This is a genomic window from Mycobacterium montefiorense (assembly GCF_003112775.1).
Classification (GTDB): domain Bacteria; phylum Actinomycetota; class Actinomycetes; order Mycobacteriales; family Mycobacteriaceae; genus Mycobacterium; species Mycobacterium montefiorense.
In genome coordinates, this window is sequence record NZ_BFCH01000008.1 from 81,671 (window position 1) to 98,168 (window position 16,498).

Annotated in this window: 15 protein-coding genes; 3 read left to right on the top strand and 12 right to left on the bottom strand. The window is 66.0% G+C overall.

The annotated features are described in order from the left end of the window. Nucleotides 1-3: 3 nt before the first annotated feature. Together DB708_RS06190 and DB708_RS06195 are read right to left on the bottom strand one after the other, a co-directional pair. Entirely contained in the window at nucleotides 4-582 is a 579-nt protein-coding gene (locus tag DB708_RS06190) for a zeta toxin family protein (RefSeq protein ID WP_108921072.1), read from the bottom strand. Beyond that, nucleotides 579-1,007 carry a TA system antitoxin ParD family protein gene (locus tag DB708_RS06195; protein WP_108921073.1) on the bottom strand — a complete coding sequence of 143 codons (429 nt, stop codon included), beginning with the start codon at nucleotides 1,005-1,007 and terminating at the stop codon, nucleotides 579-581. The genes DB708_RS06190 and DB708_RS06195 overlap by 4 nt, the downstream gene beginning before the upstream one ends. Before the next feature lie 117 nt (nucleotides 1,008-1,124). Between DB708_RS06195 and DB708_RS06200 the strand changes: the two genes are divergently transcribed. Next, nucleotides 1,125-2,168 carry an LLM class F420-dependent oxidoreductase gene (locus DB708_RS06200; protein WP_108921163.1) on the top strand — a complete coding sequence of 348 codons (1,044 nt, stop codon included), beginning with the start codon at nucleotides 1,125-1,127 and terminating at the stop codon, nucleotides 2,166-2,168. 4 nt (nucleotides 2,169-2,172) lie between these two features. On the opposite strand, the gene DB708_RS06205 is transcribed toward DB708_RS06200, so the two are convergent. The 9 genes from DB708_RS06205 to eccCa all read right to left on the bottom strand — a co-directional run bounded on the left by DB708_RS06205 (nucleotide 2,173) and on the right by eccCa (nucleotide 12,284). Further along, complete coding sequence (locus DB708_RS06205; RefSeq protein ID WP_108921074.1) at nucleotides 2,173-3,561, bottom strand: hypothetical protein; 1,389 nt, start codon at nucleotides 3,559-3,561, stop codon at nucleotides 2,173-2,175. A gap of 3 nt (nucleotides 3,562-3,564) precedes the next feature. Then, a complete protein-coding gene (locus tag DB708_RS06210; RefSeq protein WP_108921075.1) occupies nucleotides 3,565-3,882 on the bottom strand; it encodes a type VII secretion target in 318 nt (105 codons plus the stop codon). A 47-nt stretch (nucleotides 3,883-3,929) separates the two neighbouring features. Next, on the bottom strand, nucleotides 3,930-5,267 hold the full coding sequence (glmM, locus tag DB708_RS06215) for a phosphoglucosamine mutase (RefSeq protein ID WP_108921076.1): 1,338 nt from the start codon (nucleotides 5,265-5,267) through the stop codon (nucleotides 3,930-3,932). A 147-nt stretch (nucleotides 5,268-5,414) separates the two neighbouring features. Further along, nucleotides 5,415-5,912, bottom strand: a complete 498-nt coding sequence (gene rpsI, locus DB708_RS06220; protein WP_272889548.1) for a 30S ribosomal protein S9 — start codon at nucleotides 5,910-5,912, stop codon at nucleotides 5,415-5,417. 50 nt (nucleotides 5,913-5,962) lie between these two features. Further along, complete coding sequence (gene rplM, locus DB708_RS06225; protein ID WP_108921164.1) at nucleotides 5,963-6,406, bottom strand: 50S ribosomal protein L13; 444 nt, start codon at nucleotides 6,404-6,406, stop codon at nucleotides 5,963-5,965. A gap of 211 nt (nucleotides 6,407-6,617) precedes the next feature. Further along, nucleotides 6,618-6,926 (bottom strand): WXG100 family type VII secretion target, encoded by a 309-nt coding sequence (locus DB708_RS06230; RefSeq protein WP_108921078.1) that lies wholly within the window; start codon nucleotides 6,924-6,926, stop codon nucleotides 6,618-6,620. A gap of 12 nt (nucleotides 6,927-6,938) precedes the next feature. Continuing rightward, the gene (locus tag DB708_RS06235; RefSeq protein ID WP_108921079.1) at nucleotides 6,939-7,265 is read right to left on the bottom strand and encodes a WXG100 family type VII secretion target; all 327 of its coding nucleotides are present in this window, start codon (nucleotides 7,263-7,265) and stop codon (nucleotides 6,939-6,941) included. Between the two features lie 82 nt (nucleotides 7,266-7,347). Beyond that, on the bottom strand, nucleotides 7,348-8,592 hold the full coding sequence (locus tag DB708_RS06240) for a type VII secretion-associated protein (RefSeq protein ID WP_108921080.1): 1,245 nt from the start codon (nucleotides 8,590-8,592) through the stop codon (nucleotides 7,348-7,350). Next, a complete protein-coding gene (gene eccCa, locus DB708_RS06245) occupies nucleotides 8,589-12,284 on the bottom strand; it encodes a type VII secretion protein EccCa (RefSeq protein WP_108921081.1) in 3,696 nt (1,231 codons plus the stop codon). The genes DB708_RS06240 and eccCa overlap by 4 nt, the downstream gene beginning before the upstream one ends. Before the next feature lie 167 nt (nucleotides 12,285-12,451). On the opposite strand from eccCa, the gene eccD reads away from it, so the two are divergent. After that, nucleotides 12,452-13,786, top strand: a complete 1,335-nt coding sequence (gene eccD / locus DB708_RS06250; protein WP_261859475.1) for a type VII secretion integral membrane protein EccD — start codon at nucleotides 12,452-12,454, stop codon at nucleotides 13,784-13,786. Further along, the gene (gene mycP, locus DB708_RS06255; RefSeq protein ID WP_108921082.1) at nucleotides 13,777-15,093 is read left to right on the top strand and encodes a type VII secretion-associated serine protease mycosin; all 1,317 of its coding nucleotides are present in this window, start codon (nucleotides 13,777-13,779) and stop codon (nucleotides 15,091-15,093) included. The genes eccD and mycP overlap by 10 nt, the downstream gene beginning before the upstream one ends. Here mycP and eccB read toward each other — a convergent pair. Next, the gene (gene eccB, locus DB708_RS06260; protein WP_108921083.1) at nucleotides 15,067-16,452 is read right to left on the bottom strand and encodes a type VII secretion protein EccB; all 1,386 of its coding nucleotides are present in this window, start codon (nucleotides 16,450-16,452) and stop codon (nucleotides 15,067-15,069) included. The two genes, mycP and eccB, sit on opposite strands and share 27 nt — an antisense overlap. Nucleotides 16,453-16,498 lie beyond the last annotated feature (46 nt).

A 16,498-nucleotide genomic window follows, 5' to 3' on the forward strand; every position in this document is an offset into this window, starting at 1 on the left:
CGCCTATGCGGGCCAGCGCGACGTCAAAGTGCTTGGCGTCCACGCTGGCCAAGTAGGCGCGCCGACAAGCTGGCCAACGCTCATCTCAGCGACGATGCGAGGTCCTTTGAGTGCACTGTTGTCATAGAGGGTCGCGGAGTCGCACCGGGTGATCGCGGTGGCGACCAATGGCCAAAGGCGTTGGTACCGCTGACGAATCTTGTCCTCGGGCACCAGGTGCCCGCCCGCCGCGACTCGGTGCTTCACCCGCTCGACGGCCAGCTCTTCGGGAACGAGCAGTACGTGCAGAACGATGGTGTAGGACGCCGCGTGTGCGCTGTCGATCAGCTCGAGTTTGGACGGGTGGGAGAACACCGTTTCGGCGATGAACGATCGGTGCAGCTCAATGAGCCTCGCCCTGGTGTCGGCGGCTACCCGGGCGGCCTCATAGGAATGCGCCGCCGAGTCGCTGGGCCACCGTTGCCTGGCTATCTCGTCGGCATTGACAAAAACGCTTTTCGGCAGCAGCCGAGCGAGGGTGAGTTCGACGAAGGTCGATTTGCCCGCTCCGTTCGGGCCGACGACCAGGTCAAGCCGGTTCATCGGGCCCCGGCGTTCACCTTCTTGCGTCGTTTGGGTCGCGGCTTGGAACTCAATACCACCGACTCACCATCGGGCCGGTATTCGACGATCTCGCCGGCCTGGTTAAGGGCCACAGTGGTGACACCACGGTTGGCCAAGAGCTCCCCGTAGTGGGATTCGTTGAGGTTTTCTTGGATCGCCGCGGAGATTTCGGCGTTGAAGACGACGCCTTCTTCGACACTCAGCTCGCCCAGTTCCAGGTCCCCGGCCAGTGCCGCCTCAACCCGGCGACGTGCAGCGGAGTGCTGGCTCGACACTGAGCGCCCGACCCGGGCCCAGTGGTCGAGTTGCTGCTTGGCCGAACGGCTCTGCCGCGCCCCCTCAGCCGCGGCGCTGTCGACCAGGTCAGCGGCGAAGCGGGTCACCCGACCAGCGCTGTCAGCCATTTCTCCTCCATCTGTAGCAATATGTAACAAGTGTAGCAAAACGCTACGTACGGCCCTGAACTCCAGACAGGGCACCACACAGCCACGCGTCACACTCGCCGTGATTAAGTGGCGTTCATGCGAATCGGTATCGCCCTGGATTATTCGGGCGGCTTCCACGAAGCCGTCGACCGCATCGTCGAACTCGAGAAGTCCGGCATCGACATCGCCGTAGTGGCCGAGGCGTATTCGTTCGACGCTGTCAGCCAGCTCGGCTATCTGGCCGCCAAGACAAACACCGTCGAATTGGCCTCGGGGGTGTTCCCCATCTACATCCGCACGCCGTCGCTGCTGGCGATGACGGCCGCGGGTTTGGACTTCGTGTCCGACGGCCGATTCCACCTGGGCATCGGAACGTCCGGGCCGCAGGTGATGGAGGGTTTCCACGGCGTCGAGTTCGACGCCCCGATAGGCCGCACCCGCGAGATCGTGGAGATCTGCCGGAAGGTGTGGCGCCGCGAGCGGGTCCAATACGACGGCAAGTACTACCAGCTGCCACTACCCGCGGATCGCGGTACCGGTTTGGGTAAACCGCTGCAGCTGATCAATCACCCTGTGCGCGAACGTATTCCGATAACGATCGCATCGCTTGGCCCGAAGAACGTCGAGCTCACCGCCGAGATCGCCGAGGGCTGGCAGCCGGTCTTCTACCTTCCGGAGAAGGCCAGCACCGTCTGGGGCGAGGCGCTGGCCGCCGGGACCGCCAAACGGGATCCGGCGTTGGGGCCGCTGGACATCATGGTGCACGCGTCGACGGCGATCGGTGACAACGTCGAGGATCGGCTGGCCTGGGTTAAGCCGCAGCTGGGCCTCTACATCGGTGGCATGGGCGCCAAGGGACGCAATTTCTATCACAACCTCGCGACGCGCTACGGCTACGGAGGGGTTGCGGACAAGATCCAGGAGCTGTACCTGTCTGGCCGCAAGAGTGAGGCCATCGACCTGGTGCCCGACGAGCTGGTGCGCGGGATGTCGCTGATCGGCCCACGCGGTTTCATCAAAGAACGCATCGCCGCCTTCGCCGAGGCGGGCGTCACGACGCTGTTGGTCAGCCCCGCGGCGGCCGACCCGAAAGAGGCCGTGCGCTTCGTCGAAGAAGTACTCGAGCTGCGCGGCGCCTAAGACGTCACTGCCCCGCCTGCGGAACCTGGTCTGCGGCAATCTCACACGGCGTTGACCCCTCGGCCGCCAGCGCCGGCGCGGCGGCGGGAGCGGGCGTGACCGCCGGGGCAGCCGCGTCGGCGGGCGGTGCAGCGTCGGCGGGCGGTGCAGCGTTGGCGGGCGGCGGACCGTCAACCGGCAGGGGTGGCGTGTCGGCAGGCGGCGCAGCGCCGACAGGCTGAGCCTGCACGGCTTCCTTTGGCTCATCAGTCTTTTCAGCGTCGGCAGCATCACGCTCATCATCGGCGCCGTCATGGCGGTCGTCGGGGTGAAACGGATCGTCATCGGAGCTGTCTTCGCCGAAGGGATCTTTGCCCGCCGGATCGTCAAGCCCCGCCGAATCGCCAAACCCGTCGGTCACCGAACCCAGCAGACCGCTCATTGCATCGACAATCTGGCTGGCCAGCCCGCCGAGTCCGCCGAGCCCGCCCAGGCCGCCGGCTCCCGTCGGCAAGGCAGAAGCATCTCCGGGCGCGTACGCCAAGTCGGACAGCAGTGGCGCACCGGGTGTCGACGGCGCAGCCGGGATGGAAGCCGGCGGCGCGGGCGCCGGGCCCGCCGCGACGCCGGGAAGCGCAGCGGCCGGCTGCGTCGCCGCCGAAGCCGTCGACGGCGCCCAAGCAACTGACGGCGCCCCAGGCGGGGACGGTTGCCAACCCGGTCCGAGGTCGCCGGGCATGTCGAAGTACGCCGCGGGAGCGGCAGCCATCCGGTCGTTCACCATGTCGTAGGCAGTCCCGAACGCGGCGAGCGATGAGCGCATGGCCGCCAACCAATCGTTGCGAATGTCATTGTTCACGTGAGGTTTTATCTGCTCCTGGACGATCTGATCGGCCGTCGACCGCTCACCCGCCCCGGCCGTCACCGCCGCCGCGGCGGCCAACCACGTCGACCGCTGCGCCTGGTTGCGATCGTCGATCGCGATGGCGGTACCGACCTTCGAGTCGAGCAGATGCCACAGGTTGTCGCGTAGCGATTCGCACCGCTGCGCGGCCGCCCGCACCTCGGTGGCGACGAGGTTGGCGGCATCGCAATGGCGTTGCAAGAACGCGACCGCGGCGTCGCTGCCCATCCCGGTCCATGCTGCAGTCAGATCGGAAACCTGGGCATGCTGAATCCGCAGGCCTTCTGAGGCCACGGCGGCCGCCGCCCGCAGTTGCGCGCAGTCGCGGTCGAGGACGTGAAGGTCCAGGCCGTCCTCACTGTCGAACCAGTCACGAATCTGGCTCGGGTGTGACGTCAGGTCCGGATGCTCGTATCCCATTGTGTGGCAAGCCCGTACGTAGGCCTGGGTGTGCTCGACGGCAACCCTGCCCTCGGCGAGGCGCTCGGCGACGTCCAGCCGGTCAGCCACAGCTCAGGCGATTCGCGCCGCGGCATACAGCTCGGCATCGGCATAACGCTGCGCGCCGGACCGCAGCGCGACGGCGATCGCGACCGAAGCCCGCGACCACTGCGACAACTGCGCCGTCAGTCGCTCCAGCTCGGCGCGTAACGCATCGCCGCGTGCGGTATAAGCCCGCCCGGCCGTGGTTCCGCAAAAAGCCAACGCCGCCAGGTGATCACAGACAGCGCTGTCGATCAGTTCGGCGGCGGCCCGCAATTGGTCGGCAACCCGATGCACCGCCGCGACGTCGATTCCGGTGCGGTCAAAAGAAGCGTGTGGTACTCCCATGCCTAATCCGACGCCGGACACCCCGCCGGGGTTCCCGCCCGAATGGATTAGCGCGCCGCGCTGACCGCTTCGGCGACGCGAGTCGCCACCCGCTGCGCGATGTCTTCTTCGGGCGCTTCCACCATGACCCGAATCATCGGCTCAGTTCCCGAGGGGCGCAACAGGATTCGACCGGTATCGCCGAGTTCGGCCGCTGCCTCGTCGACCGCGCTGCGTACCGAGGGCGCGGCGGCCGCGGTGGCCTTGTCGGCGACCTCGACGTTGATCAGCACTTGTGGGAACGACTGCATCGGCGCGGCCAGGTCGGCCAGCGACGAGCCGGTCTGCACCATGCGGGTCATCAAGCAGAGCCCGGTGACGATGCCGTCGCCGGTGGAACCATGCGCGGGCATCACGATGTGGCCGGATTGCTCACCGCCCAGGCTGTACTCGCCGGAGCGCAGCTCCTCTAAGACGTAGCGGTCGCCGACCCCGGTGGTGCGGACCGTGACCCCCGCCTCGCGCATGGCCTGATGCAGCCCGAGGTTGCTCATCACGGTGGTGACCAACGTGTTGGAAGCCAGGTCGCCGGCTTCCTGCATCGCCAGCGCGAGCACGACCATGATGGCGTCGCCGTCGACGAGCTCGCCGCCGGCGTCGATGGCCAGGCACCGGTCGGCGTCGCCGTCGTGCGCGAGGCCCAGGTCGGCACGGTTCGCGAGCACCGCCGAGCGCAGCGGGCCCAGGTGCGTCGATCCGCAGCCGTCGTTGATGTTGAGGCCGTTGGGCTCGGCGTTGATCGCGATAACCCGGGCGCCGGCGGCCCGGTAGGCGCGCGGTGCGGCCGACGATGCCGCACCGTGGGCGCAGTCGACGACCACGGTCAGGCCGTCGAGCGGCTGGGTGCTGGCCTTGCCGACGTGGCGCAGGTAGCGATCGGCGGCGTCCTCGGCGTCGATAACGCGACCGAGCCCGGCGCCGACGGGACGCAATCCCGGACCGGCCGCGACGAGTTGTTCGATCTGATCCTCGGTGTCGTCGTCCAGCTTGCGGCCGCCGGGCCCGAAGATTTTGATGCCGTTATCGGGCATCGGATTGTGCGACGCGGAGATCATCACGCCGAAGTCGGCGTCATAAGCGCCGGTCAGATAGGCCACCGCGGGGGTGGGCAGGATCCCGACCCGCAGCGCGTCAACACCCTGGCTGGTCAGGCCGGCGATCACCGCGGCTTCCAGCATCTCGCCGCTGGCCCGCGGATCGCGGCCAATCACGGCAACGTGTCGCCCCAGCTTTCCCGGCCCGGCCAGGCGCCGCGCCGCGGCGGTGCCCAAGGCCAGGGCCAGCTCGGCGGTCAACTCGCGATTCGCGACCCCACGCACACCGTCGGTGCCGAATAGTCGACCCATCGCACAAACCTCTCACAGTGATGTCATGCGCACAAAGCGCACTTACTTTTGTGACCGCAACCGCGCACGTTTACGCGACGACACGCCGAAGACGGCGGACATAAGTCGCACAAAGATACGCGGTCGCGGCCAGAAAGTGATCGCTGATCAGCGCTTGCTGTACTGAGGTGCCTTACGGGCCTTCTTGAGGCCGTACTTCTTGCGCTCGGTGGCACGCGGGTCACGGGTGAGGAATCCGGCCTTCTTCAGCGGAGGCCGGTCCTCGGGCTGGACCAGGATCAGCGCCCGGGCGATGCCCAGACGCAGCGCACCGGCCTGCCCCGACGGGCCACCGCCGTGCAGCAGCGCGTAGACGTCGAAGGTCTCCACCCGGTCGACGGTGACCAGCGGAGCCTTGATCAGCTGCTGGTGCACCTTGTTGGGGAAATAGGCCTCCAAGCTGCGGCCGTTGAGGTCGAACTTGCCGGTGCCGGGCACCAGGCGCACCCGCACCACGGCCTCCTTGCGGCGGCCGACGGTCTGGATGGGCCGATCGAGCACGACCGGCGCGCTGGGCTGGGCCGCAGCTGCCTCCGCAGTGGGCTCGGCCGCAGTCTCGACAGCGGCCTCAGCCGGGGTCTCGGCCGGAGCCTCCTCGGTGGTCACCTCGACGACCACTTCGGCGACCGCTTCGGTCGTTTCGTCGTTGGTTTCGGTCACTGGGCCACCTGCTTGATCTCGAACGGAGCCGGCTGTTGCGCGGCATGCGGGTGCTGCGGGCCGGCGTAGACGTGGAGTTTTTTCTGGATCTGACGGCTGAGCTTGTTGTGCGGAAGCATGCCGACGATCGCGTTCTCGACGACGCGGGTGGGGTGCTTTTCCAGCAGCTCGCCGATCGTGCGCTTACGCAGACCGCCGGGATACCCCGAGTGGCTGTAGGCCAGCTTGTTCTTCAGTTTGTCGCCGGACAGGGCGACCTTTTCGGCGTTGATGACGATGACGAAATCGCCGCCATCGACATTGGGTGCGAACGTCGGCTTGTGCTTGCCGCGCAACAGGGTGGCTGCCGCGACGGCAAGGCGGCCAAGCACTACGTCCGTGGCGTCGATGACGTACCACGACCTCGTGGTGTCACCCGCCTTTGGCGCGTAGGTGGGCACAGCGCTTACCTTCTTTTCTCTCGGGTGGATCCCGGTTCGAGCCGGGTGCCGGTCAGGCGTCCACGGTTGGGGTTTGGTCTCGGCGACCGACATTGACCCGAGTCCCCGGCGTACCGCACGCCAACCGAGCAGCTTACCGACCCATATCCCCGCAGGTCAAAATGACTGTGTGGTCCCGCCGGCTCTCCTTCCGCCGGGACCACACAGGGGCTCATGGTTGCGGCGACCTTGCCCAGACACCGGCTGCCCGGCGATCGGCGCTCGCCACCTCGTCGGCGCCATCGCGGACCGCATGTCCCAAATCCATCAGGATCTCGTTCAACGCGGTCGCCGCCTGGTGCCACTTGAGCTGTTCGGCCTGGTACGCGGCTGCCGCTTCGCGGGTCCAGAGCTGCTGCAACGGGGCGATCTGAGACCTCAACTCATCAAGCGCGGCGTTGAGACGAACCGACGTGGTGTGGATCTCTTGGCGCACCGAATGTTCGATTTCGCCGAAGTTATAGGACAGCACGGGGTCCACAGGAACGTCCTCTCACAGATCTGCGCCGGCGGCGCCGATGTGGTGTGCATGGTTGTGGCCGGCCTCCTGAAGCGTGGCCTCGTTGTGCCGAATCGTGTCGGCGATCTGGTGCAGCACGTGGTAGAGCCGCAACGACTCGGCGTTCCAGCGATCCACCACATCCTTGAACCGGGCAGCGGCAAGCCCACCCCACACCGACGGCGGCACACTGCTCATGCGGCCCATGAATGCCTGCAACATCGCCCGGATCTCTTCGTTGCGGGCGTCCGTGGTGCCTGCGACCGAACGCATCGGATCAAAGTCGGTGCTCAGCGTGTTCGCACCTTGCGGCGTAGTCACCCTTCTCCTTCCTTCCTGATACCAAGTACGACCACGCCCGACCCCATTCGGTTCCGTCCGATTTTCGGTGCGTACCCGATACTCATCCGATCGCGTGGGCGGACCGCACCGCCTGCTCACACGGGACACGGACGGCCTCCTCACCAGCAGGCCGGCTCTGGCATCCGACGCTGATCCGAACCGATCCATCAACCACCACCGTCCATCGCACCTGATGACTGCTGCGGACTTCGCGATAAGTCACCGCGGGCCGGCCGGCGCTTACTCCGGACGGATTGAAGTCCACGAACACACCGCCGGGTTCGGTATTGATCGCACGTTTCAATCGCTCGGCGGTGGCGCTGAGCGTCTCATCGGGAATCCGCGACTGTGTGATGTGCAGCGCCACTTCAGGATCTGACGGCGAACTCACCTGCACCCGCGCCGAACCCGGCCCCACGACCACGCGCTCTGTCCGCCAATTCGCCGGCACCGTCAGCGCAACTCGGCCTTCCACGAGAAAGGTCGTCGGCGCCGCCTCCAGGGGCGGGATCGCACGCCGACCACCCGCGGCCACCGCCGGCCCCGTCGCGGCCAGCACGATGGCAGCGGCTACCAACCCAGCACGTATCCGGACGCGTGATCGCACGTGAGAAGCATCGACAACGGATGGCGGCAATCGCGCCGCACCCTTGGGCTTGGCAAGCATCGAGGCCGTTAGCCGTGACAGCCCGGCGTCATCGATCGCCACTACAGAATGACCGTTTCGGCGGACTCGACCGGCGATCAACTGCGCAAGCGCTCGCGCTCCGCCAACCGCGCCGGAGGCATCGATCAAAATGGAAGACGCTGTACCACTTTCTATTTCGCCGATCAGGCGCGAAATATTCTCGGCAAGAGCGTCCGGGTCTGCTGCGCGCGGCACCGCAACGACATCGTCAATCGAGATCGCCACCAACCGCTCAGCGATCTCCACAACCGGCGCTTCCGGCTGTGCATTGGCTACCTGCCTGAGCAACCACGACCGCGGGCGCAGCTGAATATCTCCGGGCAGGGTTGCTGCCGCCGCGGCAACTACGCCGACCCGCGACGACGGCCACCACGACGGGTAGACCACCTGAATTGCCCTGTGCACGTGTGATTTCCCGCAGTCCAACGACCGCAGCACAACGGGCCACAACGAATCGACATCTACCGGTCGCCCATCCACCAACGCCACTTGATCGTCGATTGCCTCTAGTGCCGCGCGAAATACCTCGGACATGTCGTCCGCAACTTTTCCGGTACCGCAACATAACCGACGGATCGTCCCCGGACCGGTCCCAATGATGGTGCGATGCGCGCTCACGGCGCGGGGCTCCAGCCCACCTGAATTACCTGTTCGTCGCCGGCCTGACTGACCAATACGCCACGCCCCGCGGGCAACCGCTCCGGACGGCCCGAACCCACCAGGCAGCCGTCATCCGGACGCGCACTCATCATCAGTCCTAGGCAGCCGATCTCACGCAGGCCCGCCAGCACTGGCTCGAAGAGGCCGCGGGCCGCGCCCCCGCTGCGCCGCGCCACGACTAGGTGCAAACCCAGATCGCGGGCATACGGCAAGTATTCGAGCACGGATAGCAGCGGGTTTCCCGACGGCGTAGCGACCAGGTCGTAGTCGTCGACCACCAGGTAAACGTCTGGACCTGACCACCAAGACCTGGCCAGCAGCTGTGCCTGAGTCACGTCCGAGGGGGGCATCCGCCGTTGCAGCAGATCGTGCAGATCCGGCATCAGCGACCTGAGCGCAGTCGGTGACATGGCGTAGCCGCCGAGATGTTCTGACTCCACGACACCGAGCAGGGTGCGCCGATAGTCGACGATCAGTATTTGCGCCTGCGCAGCCGTCTTCGTCCGAGCAATTTCGCGGCACAAGGTGCGCAACGCGGTGGTCTTCCCGCATTCGTTGTCGCCGAGAACCAACAGATGCGAATTCCGCTCGAAATCGACTTTGACCGGATGCAGTCGACGCTCCTCGAGGCCGAGGAGCATTTGTGGCTCGCCTTGGCCGCCCGCCTGGTCGACGACGACCCGGTGGTCGATATGCGTGGGCAGCAGCAGTATGGGCGGGGCGGCTAACTCATCGGCACGCCATCGCAGCTCGCTTACGTCAATAGGCAGGGAGATGGCCATCTGCAGTCCGTCGCGGGATAGACCGCGGCCGGGTCGGTCGCGGGGGACCTCGTTGGCACGTTTGCGGTCAAGCTCTGAATCAGCGGGATCGCCCAACCGCAACTCGATGCGGGTGCCGATCTGATCCTTTAGTGACGGTCTGATCTCTGCCCAGCGCGAAGCCGAAAGCACCACGTGCACTCCGAACGAAAGCCCTTGGGCCGCAATGGCAGCAATCGCTTCCTCAACCTCCCCGAACTCGTGGCGTAGGCTCGCCCAGCCGTCGATGACCAGAAAGACGTCACCGATCTGGCTTCCGTCGCCCAGTTCGCAACCGAGGGCCTCCCGGGAGTGCACGATGGAATCGATCTCGGTGATCATGCGGCCGACGAGCTGCGGCTCGGCCCTGCCCGCGACCGCACCCACGTGCGGCAATTCGCGTAGCGACGCCAGCGTTCCGCCACCGAAGTCCAGACAGTAGATCTGCACCCGGTCCGGACCATGAGCGGCAGCCAACGCGGTGATCAACGTCCGCAGCGCTGTCGACTTGCCCGTTTGAGGTGCACCCACGATCGCGACATTGCCTGCAGCGCCGGATACGTCGACCACCAACGGTGTCCGGCATTGCTCGAACGGGCGATCAACAATTCCGATGGGTACCGCCAGCGGAGCCGGTACCGCATCGCGCAACAGACTCTGCAGTGGTGGGGCCAGGCCCAGCGGGGGCAGCCAGACGCGGTGCGCAGGCGGCCCGTGTCCGGACAGGCGGTCCAGCACGGTCCGCAAAATCGTCGGGGCGGCCGACCCATCTGGCTCGTCGGCGCGCGTGATCGGTCCGACGGCCTGTGCGGTGAACATCCGCACCGCTGCCGGCGTGTTGTGGTGTGCTGGTACGCCGGCAGGAGCCGCCCTTTCTGCCTCAAGCGGTCCCGACACGAACGCGGTTTGGAACCGAATCAACTCGCCGCTACCGGAACGCAGCAGGCCCGCCCCGGGCGTGTTCGGCAGCTCGTAGGCGTCGGGCGTTCCCAGGACGATTCGCGATTCGCTCGCGGACAAAGTCTTCAAGCTCATCCGATAAGACAGGTGTGCTTCCAGTCCGCGCAGCCGGCCCTCGTCGAGCCGCTGGCTAGCGAGCAATAGATGCATGCCCAGTGATCTGCCCAGTCGACCGATCGCGACGAACATGTCTGCGAAATCGGGATGCTGGCTGAGAAGTTCGGAAAACTCGTCGACGATGATGAACAGCGCTGGCAAGGCGGTCAATTGCGTGCCGGCCGTGCGAGCTTGCTCGTATGCGGCCACGCTGGCGCAGCGCGCCGTCCGCAACAACTGTTGCCGACGGTTCATCTCACCGGCCAGTGAGTCTCGCATCCGCGCTACCAGCGGCGCTTCCTCCGAGAGGTTGGTGATGACCGCGCAGACATGCGGCGCGTGCGTCAAATCGAGAAATGTTGCCCCGCCTTTGAAGTCAATGAGGAGTAGGTTCAGTACTTCCGGGGAGTTTCGCGCCATCATGCCAAGTGCGACGGTGCGCAGCAGCTCCGACTTGCCCGACCCGGTTGCGCCCACACAAAGCCCGTGTGGCCCCATGCCATTTTCGGCGGCCTCCTTGATATCCAGCTCGAGAGGCATTCCGTCGACCGTGTGCCCAATCGGCGCACAAAGTCGACCGCGACGGTCTTGACTGCGCCACACCGCGATTGGGCTAGAATGGGCAGCACCGAGTCCGACTAGGCCCAGCCAGCCTTTACCGCCATCCGATTCAGACGCCGCGCCGGCCCGGTAACCGGCAAGCCGGCGTGCGCATATCTGGGCGTCCAGCCGATCCATCTTGTCGGGGTGCGCCAACTCGCGAACCGTGTCGCCGTGCGTGATCGTCATCGGGGAGCCGCTGCGGCACGGGACGGCCTCGAGCACCGTCGCATCCGTGAGCGCGCCGGCGCTATCAAAGTCGACGCGCCCCGGTAGGTCGCATACCACCACCACCCGCGGCGGCAGTCCGCCACCGGCCAGTGCGGTCTGCGCCTCCCCCGCGCTGTGATACACCATGCGGGCGGACCCTAACGAGTCACTGGCAGCCGGATGTTGATTGTGCGGCAACCACTTCAACCAATCCCAGTGTGCCCGATTCTGGCTCTCGATCACGCCGACGATCAGCAATTGATCCGGAGGGTGTAGCACGGCCAGCTGGCAAATCATCGCGCGCAACAGTCCGCGGACCTCGGCAGCATCGCCATTGACTGTCACGGATAGCGTTGCACTGAGATCAATCGCAATTGGCACATCCGCGATCGTCGCGTGTGTGTGGATAAACCGATACGCAGCCGCGACGGTGACTGGATCCGAACGCTCCTCGGTGCAGATTTCGGGTCCCACCAACCGGGTCGAAAGTTCCTGACTGCCGACCCCGATACGAACCCGACAGAAGTCGGCGTCGGTCGTTCGTCGCTCCCACATCCGCGGGCCGCCTATCAATGTCCACAGGGCAGCGGGATCGGGGTGCGTCCAGTCAAGTGATGCACGCTGTGCCACAGCGGTTTCAGTAACCAGCACACGCAGGCGACCCAGGTAGCCCAAGTAGTCGGCTCGGTCGGCACTGATCTCGCCGCTGCGCCGGCGGCCACCTTGGGTGATCGCGGTCAGCACCATCGAAACCAGCATCATCATCGGGAACACTAAGAATGCGGGGTTGCGGGTCACGGCCGAGCCGGACAGGAAGATCACGGCCGTGGCGCCCAAGGTCGCGATCGACATGCCAACTGGCAGCATGCGCACCAACAGATTTGGAGGGGAATCCGGCAGCTGAGGCGGCGCGGCAACGATGATGTCTGCGGTCGCGACTTGCAATGGCAGCTGCCGCACGGCAGGCACGAACCTCTGAGTCATCCCGGGCCCTCCCAGCGTGCGACGACGTTAAACGGCGACGTAATCGTCCGCAACTCACCTGTGGACAGGCGAATACAGATGGATTGAAATCGCGTTAGCGTCCCGCTCATCCGAATCTGAAGAGGGTGACGTTGTCTGTATCCGATCAGGGGTTACGCCGCGTGTCCGTGCACGCCGGCACTGCCGTCGCCGACTTGGCTCTGCCTTGCAGGATGCCTGTCGCGGCGTTGCTCCCACCGATCGTCGACATCCTCAAAGCCCACGGCGTCAGCGATCTGACCGGGGTTTCCTACCAGCTATCGATCCCCGGCGCTGCCGCACTGGATTCATCAATGACATTGGTACAAAACGGTATCCGTGACGGCGATGTCCTCGTGGTGAGCAGGTCCGCAGCACCGCCACCGGCTTTTCGTCACGACGATGTAGCCCAAGCCGTGTCACAGATCCTGAACGAGCGGACCTCGAGTCCATCCCAGATTCGCAGGGTAATGCGGCTTAGTGCCTCGCTGGCGGCGGGCTACCTTGCCGGCATCGGGAGCCTCGCCCTCATTCGAAACACTTTCATGGCCGGTGCGGAGGGACACCGTGGCGCGACCGCAGGAATCGCGGTAAGTGTCGCATTTGCCGCCGCGATGATGTCGGCGCTGGCGCAGCGCGCATATCGTGACGCGATGGCGGGGCTCACGCTGGGCCTGACTAGCACGGCGTTCGCCGCGACCGCGGGATTTCTGGCGGTGCCGGGCGCCCCGGGTCTGCCCAACGTGCTTCTGGCTGCTAGCTCGGCGGCGGTCACGGCGACGCTGACGATGCGCGTATCAGGCTGTGGGGAAATCACGTTGACTGCGGTGTCGTGCTTCGCGGCGGTCGTCGCCGTCGCCGCGTTCGGAGGCGTGCTCACCGGCGTCCCGCCGTATGTGATCGGCGCGGTATCGGCGGTGGTTTCGCTTGGCCTGCTGGGCGTATCTGCACCCGCTGCCGTTGTCCTGGCCGGATTGTCACCAAAGTCCAACTGCGATAACGCTGTCGAAGACCTCACCGCCAATGCGCTCCGCGCGGATGCCTGGCTGTCGATTCTGCTGGCCGCATTCTCGTCCTCGGGAGCCGTCGGAGCGATCGTCACCGTATTGGCGGGCATACCGCGGTCTGGTTGCAGCACCTTTTCGGCGGCCACCGGCGTGCTACTGCTGCTGCGCGCCAATGCGGTTGATAGAAATGGAACGTTGGTGTGCTTCATCGGCGCGGTGGTGACTATCGGCACGACGGTCGGCTTCGCCGCGATCAGAGCCCCAGAGCACGGCCCGTGGATTGCTGCAGCGACCACGCTATTGGTCGCTACAACCGTCTACTTGGGGTTCGTGGCTCCTGGCATATCTTTCTCACCCATCGCGCGAAAGAGTGCCGAGCTGTTGGAGTGTTTGGTCCTGATCGCGATGGTTCCGTTGACTTGTTGGATATGCGGCTTCTATGACACCGCTCGCGGTCTGCATCCGACATGGAGTTGAGCACTTCGCGTGTGGTGCGGCTGGTCGCGGTATTGGCGCTGACTGTGCTGTCACAATTCGGAACTCCCTGGGCACAAGCGGTTTCGCCGCCAGAGATCGACGATAGGTTGCTGCCCAAGCCGGCGTTGCCGGCACCTCCGTGGCCGACGGCGCAACGCGAGGTCTGCACGATGGTGACAGGAGACCCGGGCCCCGGCCGTAACCAGCTCGCAGCTTTCGACCTTCCGCGCATCTGGCAGCTCACCCGCGGCGCGGGCCAACGGGTCGCGGTCATCGACACCGGTGTGTCGCGAAACCGCCGGCTGCCCGATGTAGTGGCGGGAGGCGACTATGTGTTCACCGGCGACGGCACCCAGGATTGCGACGGGCACGGGACCTTGGTCGCCGGAATCATCGCCGCCGCAGCCGATTCCAAAGCCGATACCTTCAGTGGTGTGGCGCCCGATGTCACGTTGATCAGCATCCGCCAGTCCAGCGGGAAATTTGCACCCGCAACCGACCCGTCAAGGCCGGGGATCGGTGATGTCGACACCATGGCGAGAGCGGTCCGCACCGCCGCGGACCTGGGCGCGTCGGTCATCAATATTTCGTCGGTGGCCTGCGTTTTGGCTACCTCAGCGCTCGACGACCGGGCGCTAGGCGCCGCGCTGGCCTACGCGGTGGACGTCAAGAATGCCGTTGTCGTTGCCGCGGCCGGAAATACCGGTGGCGGCGGGCAATGCCCGCCGCAGCGCCCGGATGCGACTTGGCAGACCATCTCGGTCGCGGTCAGTCCGGCCTGGTATGACGACTACGTGCTGACCGTCGGCTCGGTAAACGCCGAAGGGGCACCGTCGGCGTTCACTCTGGCCGGCCCGTGGGTCGACGTCGCGGCGACCGGCGAGGCGGTGATGTCACTGAGTTCTACATCGTTGTCCGGCACCAGTTACGCCGCGCCAGTCGTCAGCGGGCTCGCCGCCCTGATCCGGGCCCGGTTTCCGGTGCTGACGGCGCGGCAGGTGATGCAGCGCATCGAGTCGACTGCCCATCACCCACCCGCGGGATGGAATTCGTTGGTCGGCAACGGCACAGTCGATGCCCTAGCGGCGGTAAGCACCGACTCGAGTGCTCCCGGCAACATCGCCAAGCCACCGCCGGCACATGTGCCGATCGGCGCACCGCCGCCCCGCACGCCCACGAGTTCTGGTGCGCGCGACACCGCGTTGCGCGGCGCAGCCCTGTGTCTGGTCGTCCTGATGTGCGCGCTAGTCGCCGGTGCAGCCAAGCGGCAGCTACGGAAGTCAAGGGACAACGTCGCGGGCAACTGACGCATTCGCCCTGCTGAGTTCCGGTCCGGATGGCAACACCGCGAGCATCGGCCATGGCACCGGTACTGCTTCCGTCCGCAGACCGAGGTCATGTGCGGAGTCGTTGTCGTGAATCGCGAACCGCACACCGGTGTCAGTGACGAGATAGCGCGCGCCGGCCCCGCTATTCCCCCGCACGTAGGCGCCGTGGCCGGGCGGCACGTAGACGCCGTCGAGTGCAGGACCGCGACCGTCGGCTTGCGATAGAACCACCGGCGTTTGGTCGGCCCGCAGCGGCAGACCACTCCCGACAACGAACGCGACTCCGGCCGGGCCGGACGCCGTGGGCGCCGAACTCGCGCACACGGTGGTAGTAGTGCCGTTCGAACTGCCATCCCCGGGAGCGCGCTCGGGAAACGTCTGCACCGGAAGCGTGTTCGAGATCTGCGCGCCCCGGAGCACGTCTGGCGCCACCGCGATGACGTTGGCGACGCCCCTTGAGTCACTGAAACGCATTAGATCCGCGGCTACCTGGCCCACCCGCTGCACCCCGGTGCTCAGGACGGCGTAATACTCGTCACCATCTGCGCGTGTGACGCGCAGCACACTGCCGACCGGAAAGGCGGGAAGTCCAGCCGCCTTGCCGCCCGCGCCGCGAATCCGTGGAGCCGTGATTGGCGGCGCCTCCGGAACCGCGTTCAGCAATGACTGGGAGACGACGGTCGGCCCGCGACCCTCCAGTCGTAGGGCACGCAGCACGGCGGTGTCCGCAAGGTCCACCACGGCGCGCAGCCCGTTGTAGAGAAGGTAGGCCGGCGGACCTGTCCCGGATGTGACCAGGAGGGCTTGATCGCGGCCTAGACGATGGGCCGACGACCCCCGAGTCGACCCGACGACGACGGTCGTGGCCGCTCCGCCGTCAGTATCACAGATCGTCCAGGCCGCTTCGTCGCCCGATAGCAGCGGGCCGAGAAGCTGCGGTGCGCCCGGAATGCCCAGCAGCGGACCGCGTTTGGTGTGGCTCAGTTCTGACTCGGACACTGGCTGCGGATTGGCATCAGTCGCCGCGATCAACCGCGCCGAGGCCAGATTCATCGCCGGGTGCCAGATATCGCCGACTCGCACATACAGCGCTCCGGTTGCCCTGCCGACGACGATCTGAGCGTGATCCAGCTGTACCTGGGGCCGCAGCACCCCAACAAACGCACATCCCGCCAGCCCGATGGCCGCCAGCACGCAGCCAACATTCAGGGGCCCGGTTCGCGACCGAAGGGGTTCGCTGGACGCGCAGGTATCCCCGCTAAGTAATGCGCGCGCGATGCGACGCAGCAGGAATCGGTAACCGCTGACGTGCACCCAAGTCGTCGGTTGGTGGGGCACTGACCTCCCAAGATCCGCGAATCGTTGTGCCACGTTAAACCGCTAA

Excerpts from the sequence above, each read along its gene's own strand:
- DB708_RS06190 (WP_108921072.1), bottom strand. The coding sequence starts at position 582 with ATGAACCGGCTTGACCTGGTCGTCGGCCCGAACGGAGCGGGCAAATCG.
- DB708_RS06195 (WP_108921073.1), bottom strand. The coding sequence starts at position 1,007 with ATGGCTGACAGCGCTGGTCGGGTGACCCGCTTCGCCGCTGACCTGGTC.
- DB708_RS06200 (WP_108921163.1), top strand. The coding sequence starts at position 1,125 with ATGCGAATCGGTATCGCCCTGGATTATTCGGGCGGCTTCCACGAAGCC.
- DB708_RS06210 (WP_108921075.1), bottom strand. The coding sequence starts at position 3,882 with ATGGGAGTACCACACGCTTCTTTTGACCGCACCGGAATCGACGTCGCG.
- glmM (WP_108921076.1), bottom strand. The coding sequence starts at position 5,267 with ATGGGTCGACTATTCGGCACCGACGGTGTGCGTGGGGTCGCGAATCGC.
- eccCa (WP_108921081.1), bottom strand. The coding sequence starts at position 12,284 with ATGACTCAGAGGTTCGTGCCTGCCGTGCGGCAGCTGCCATTGCAAGTC.
- mycP (WP_108921082.1), top strand. The coding sequence starts at position 13,777 with ATGGAGTTGAGCACTTCGCGTGTGGTGCGGCTGGTCGCGGTATTGGCG.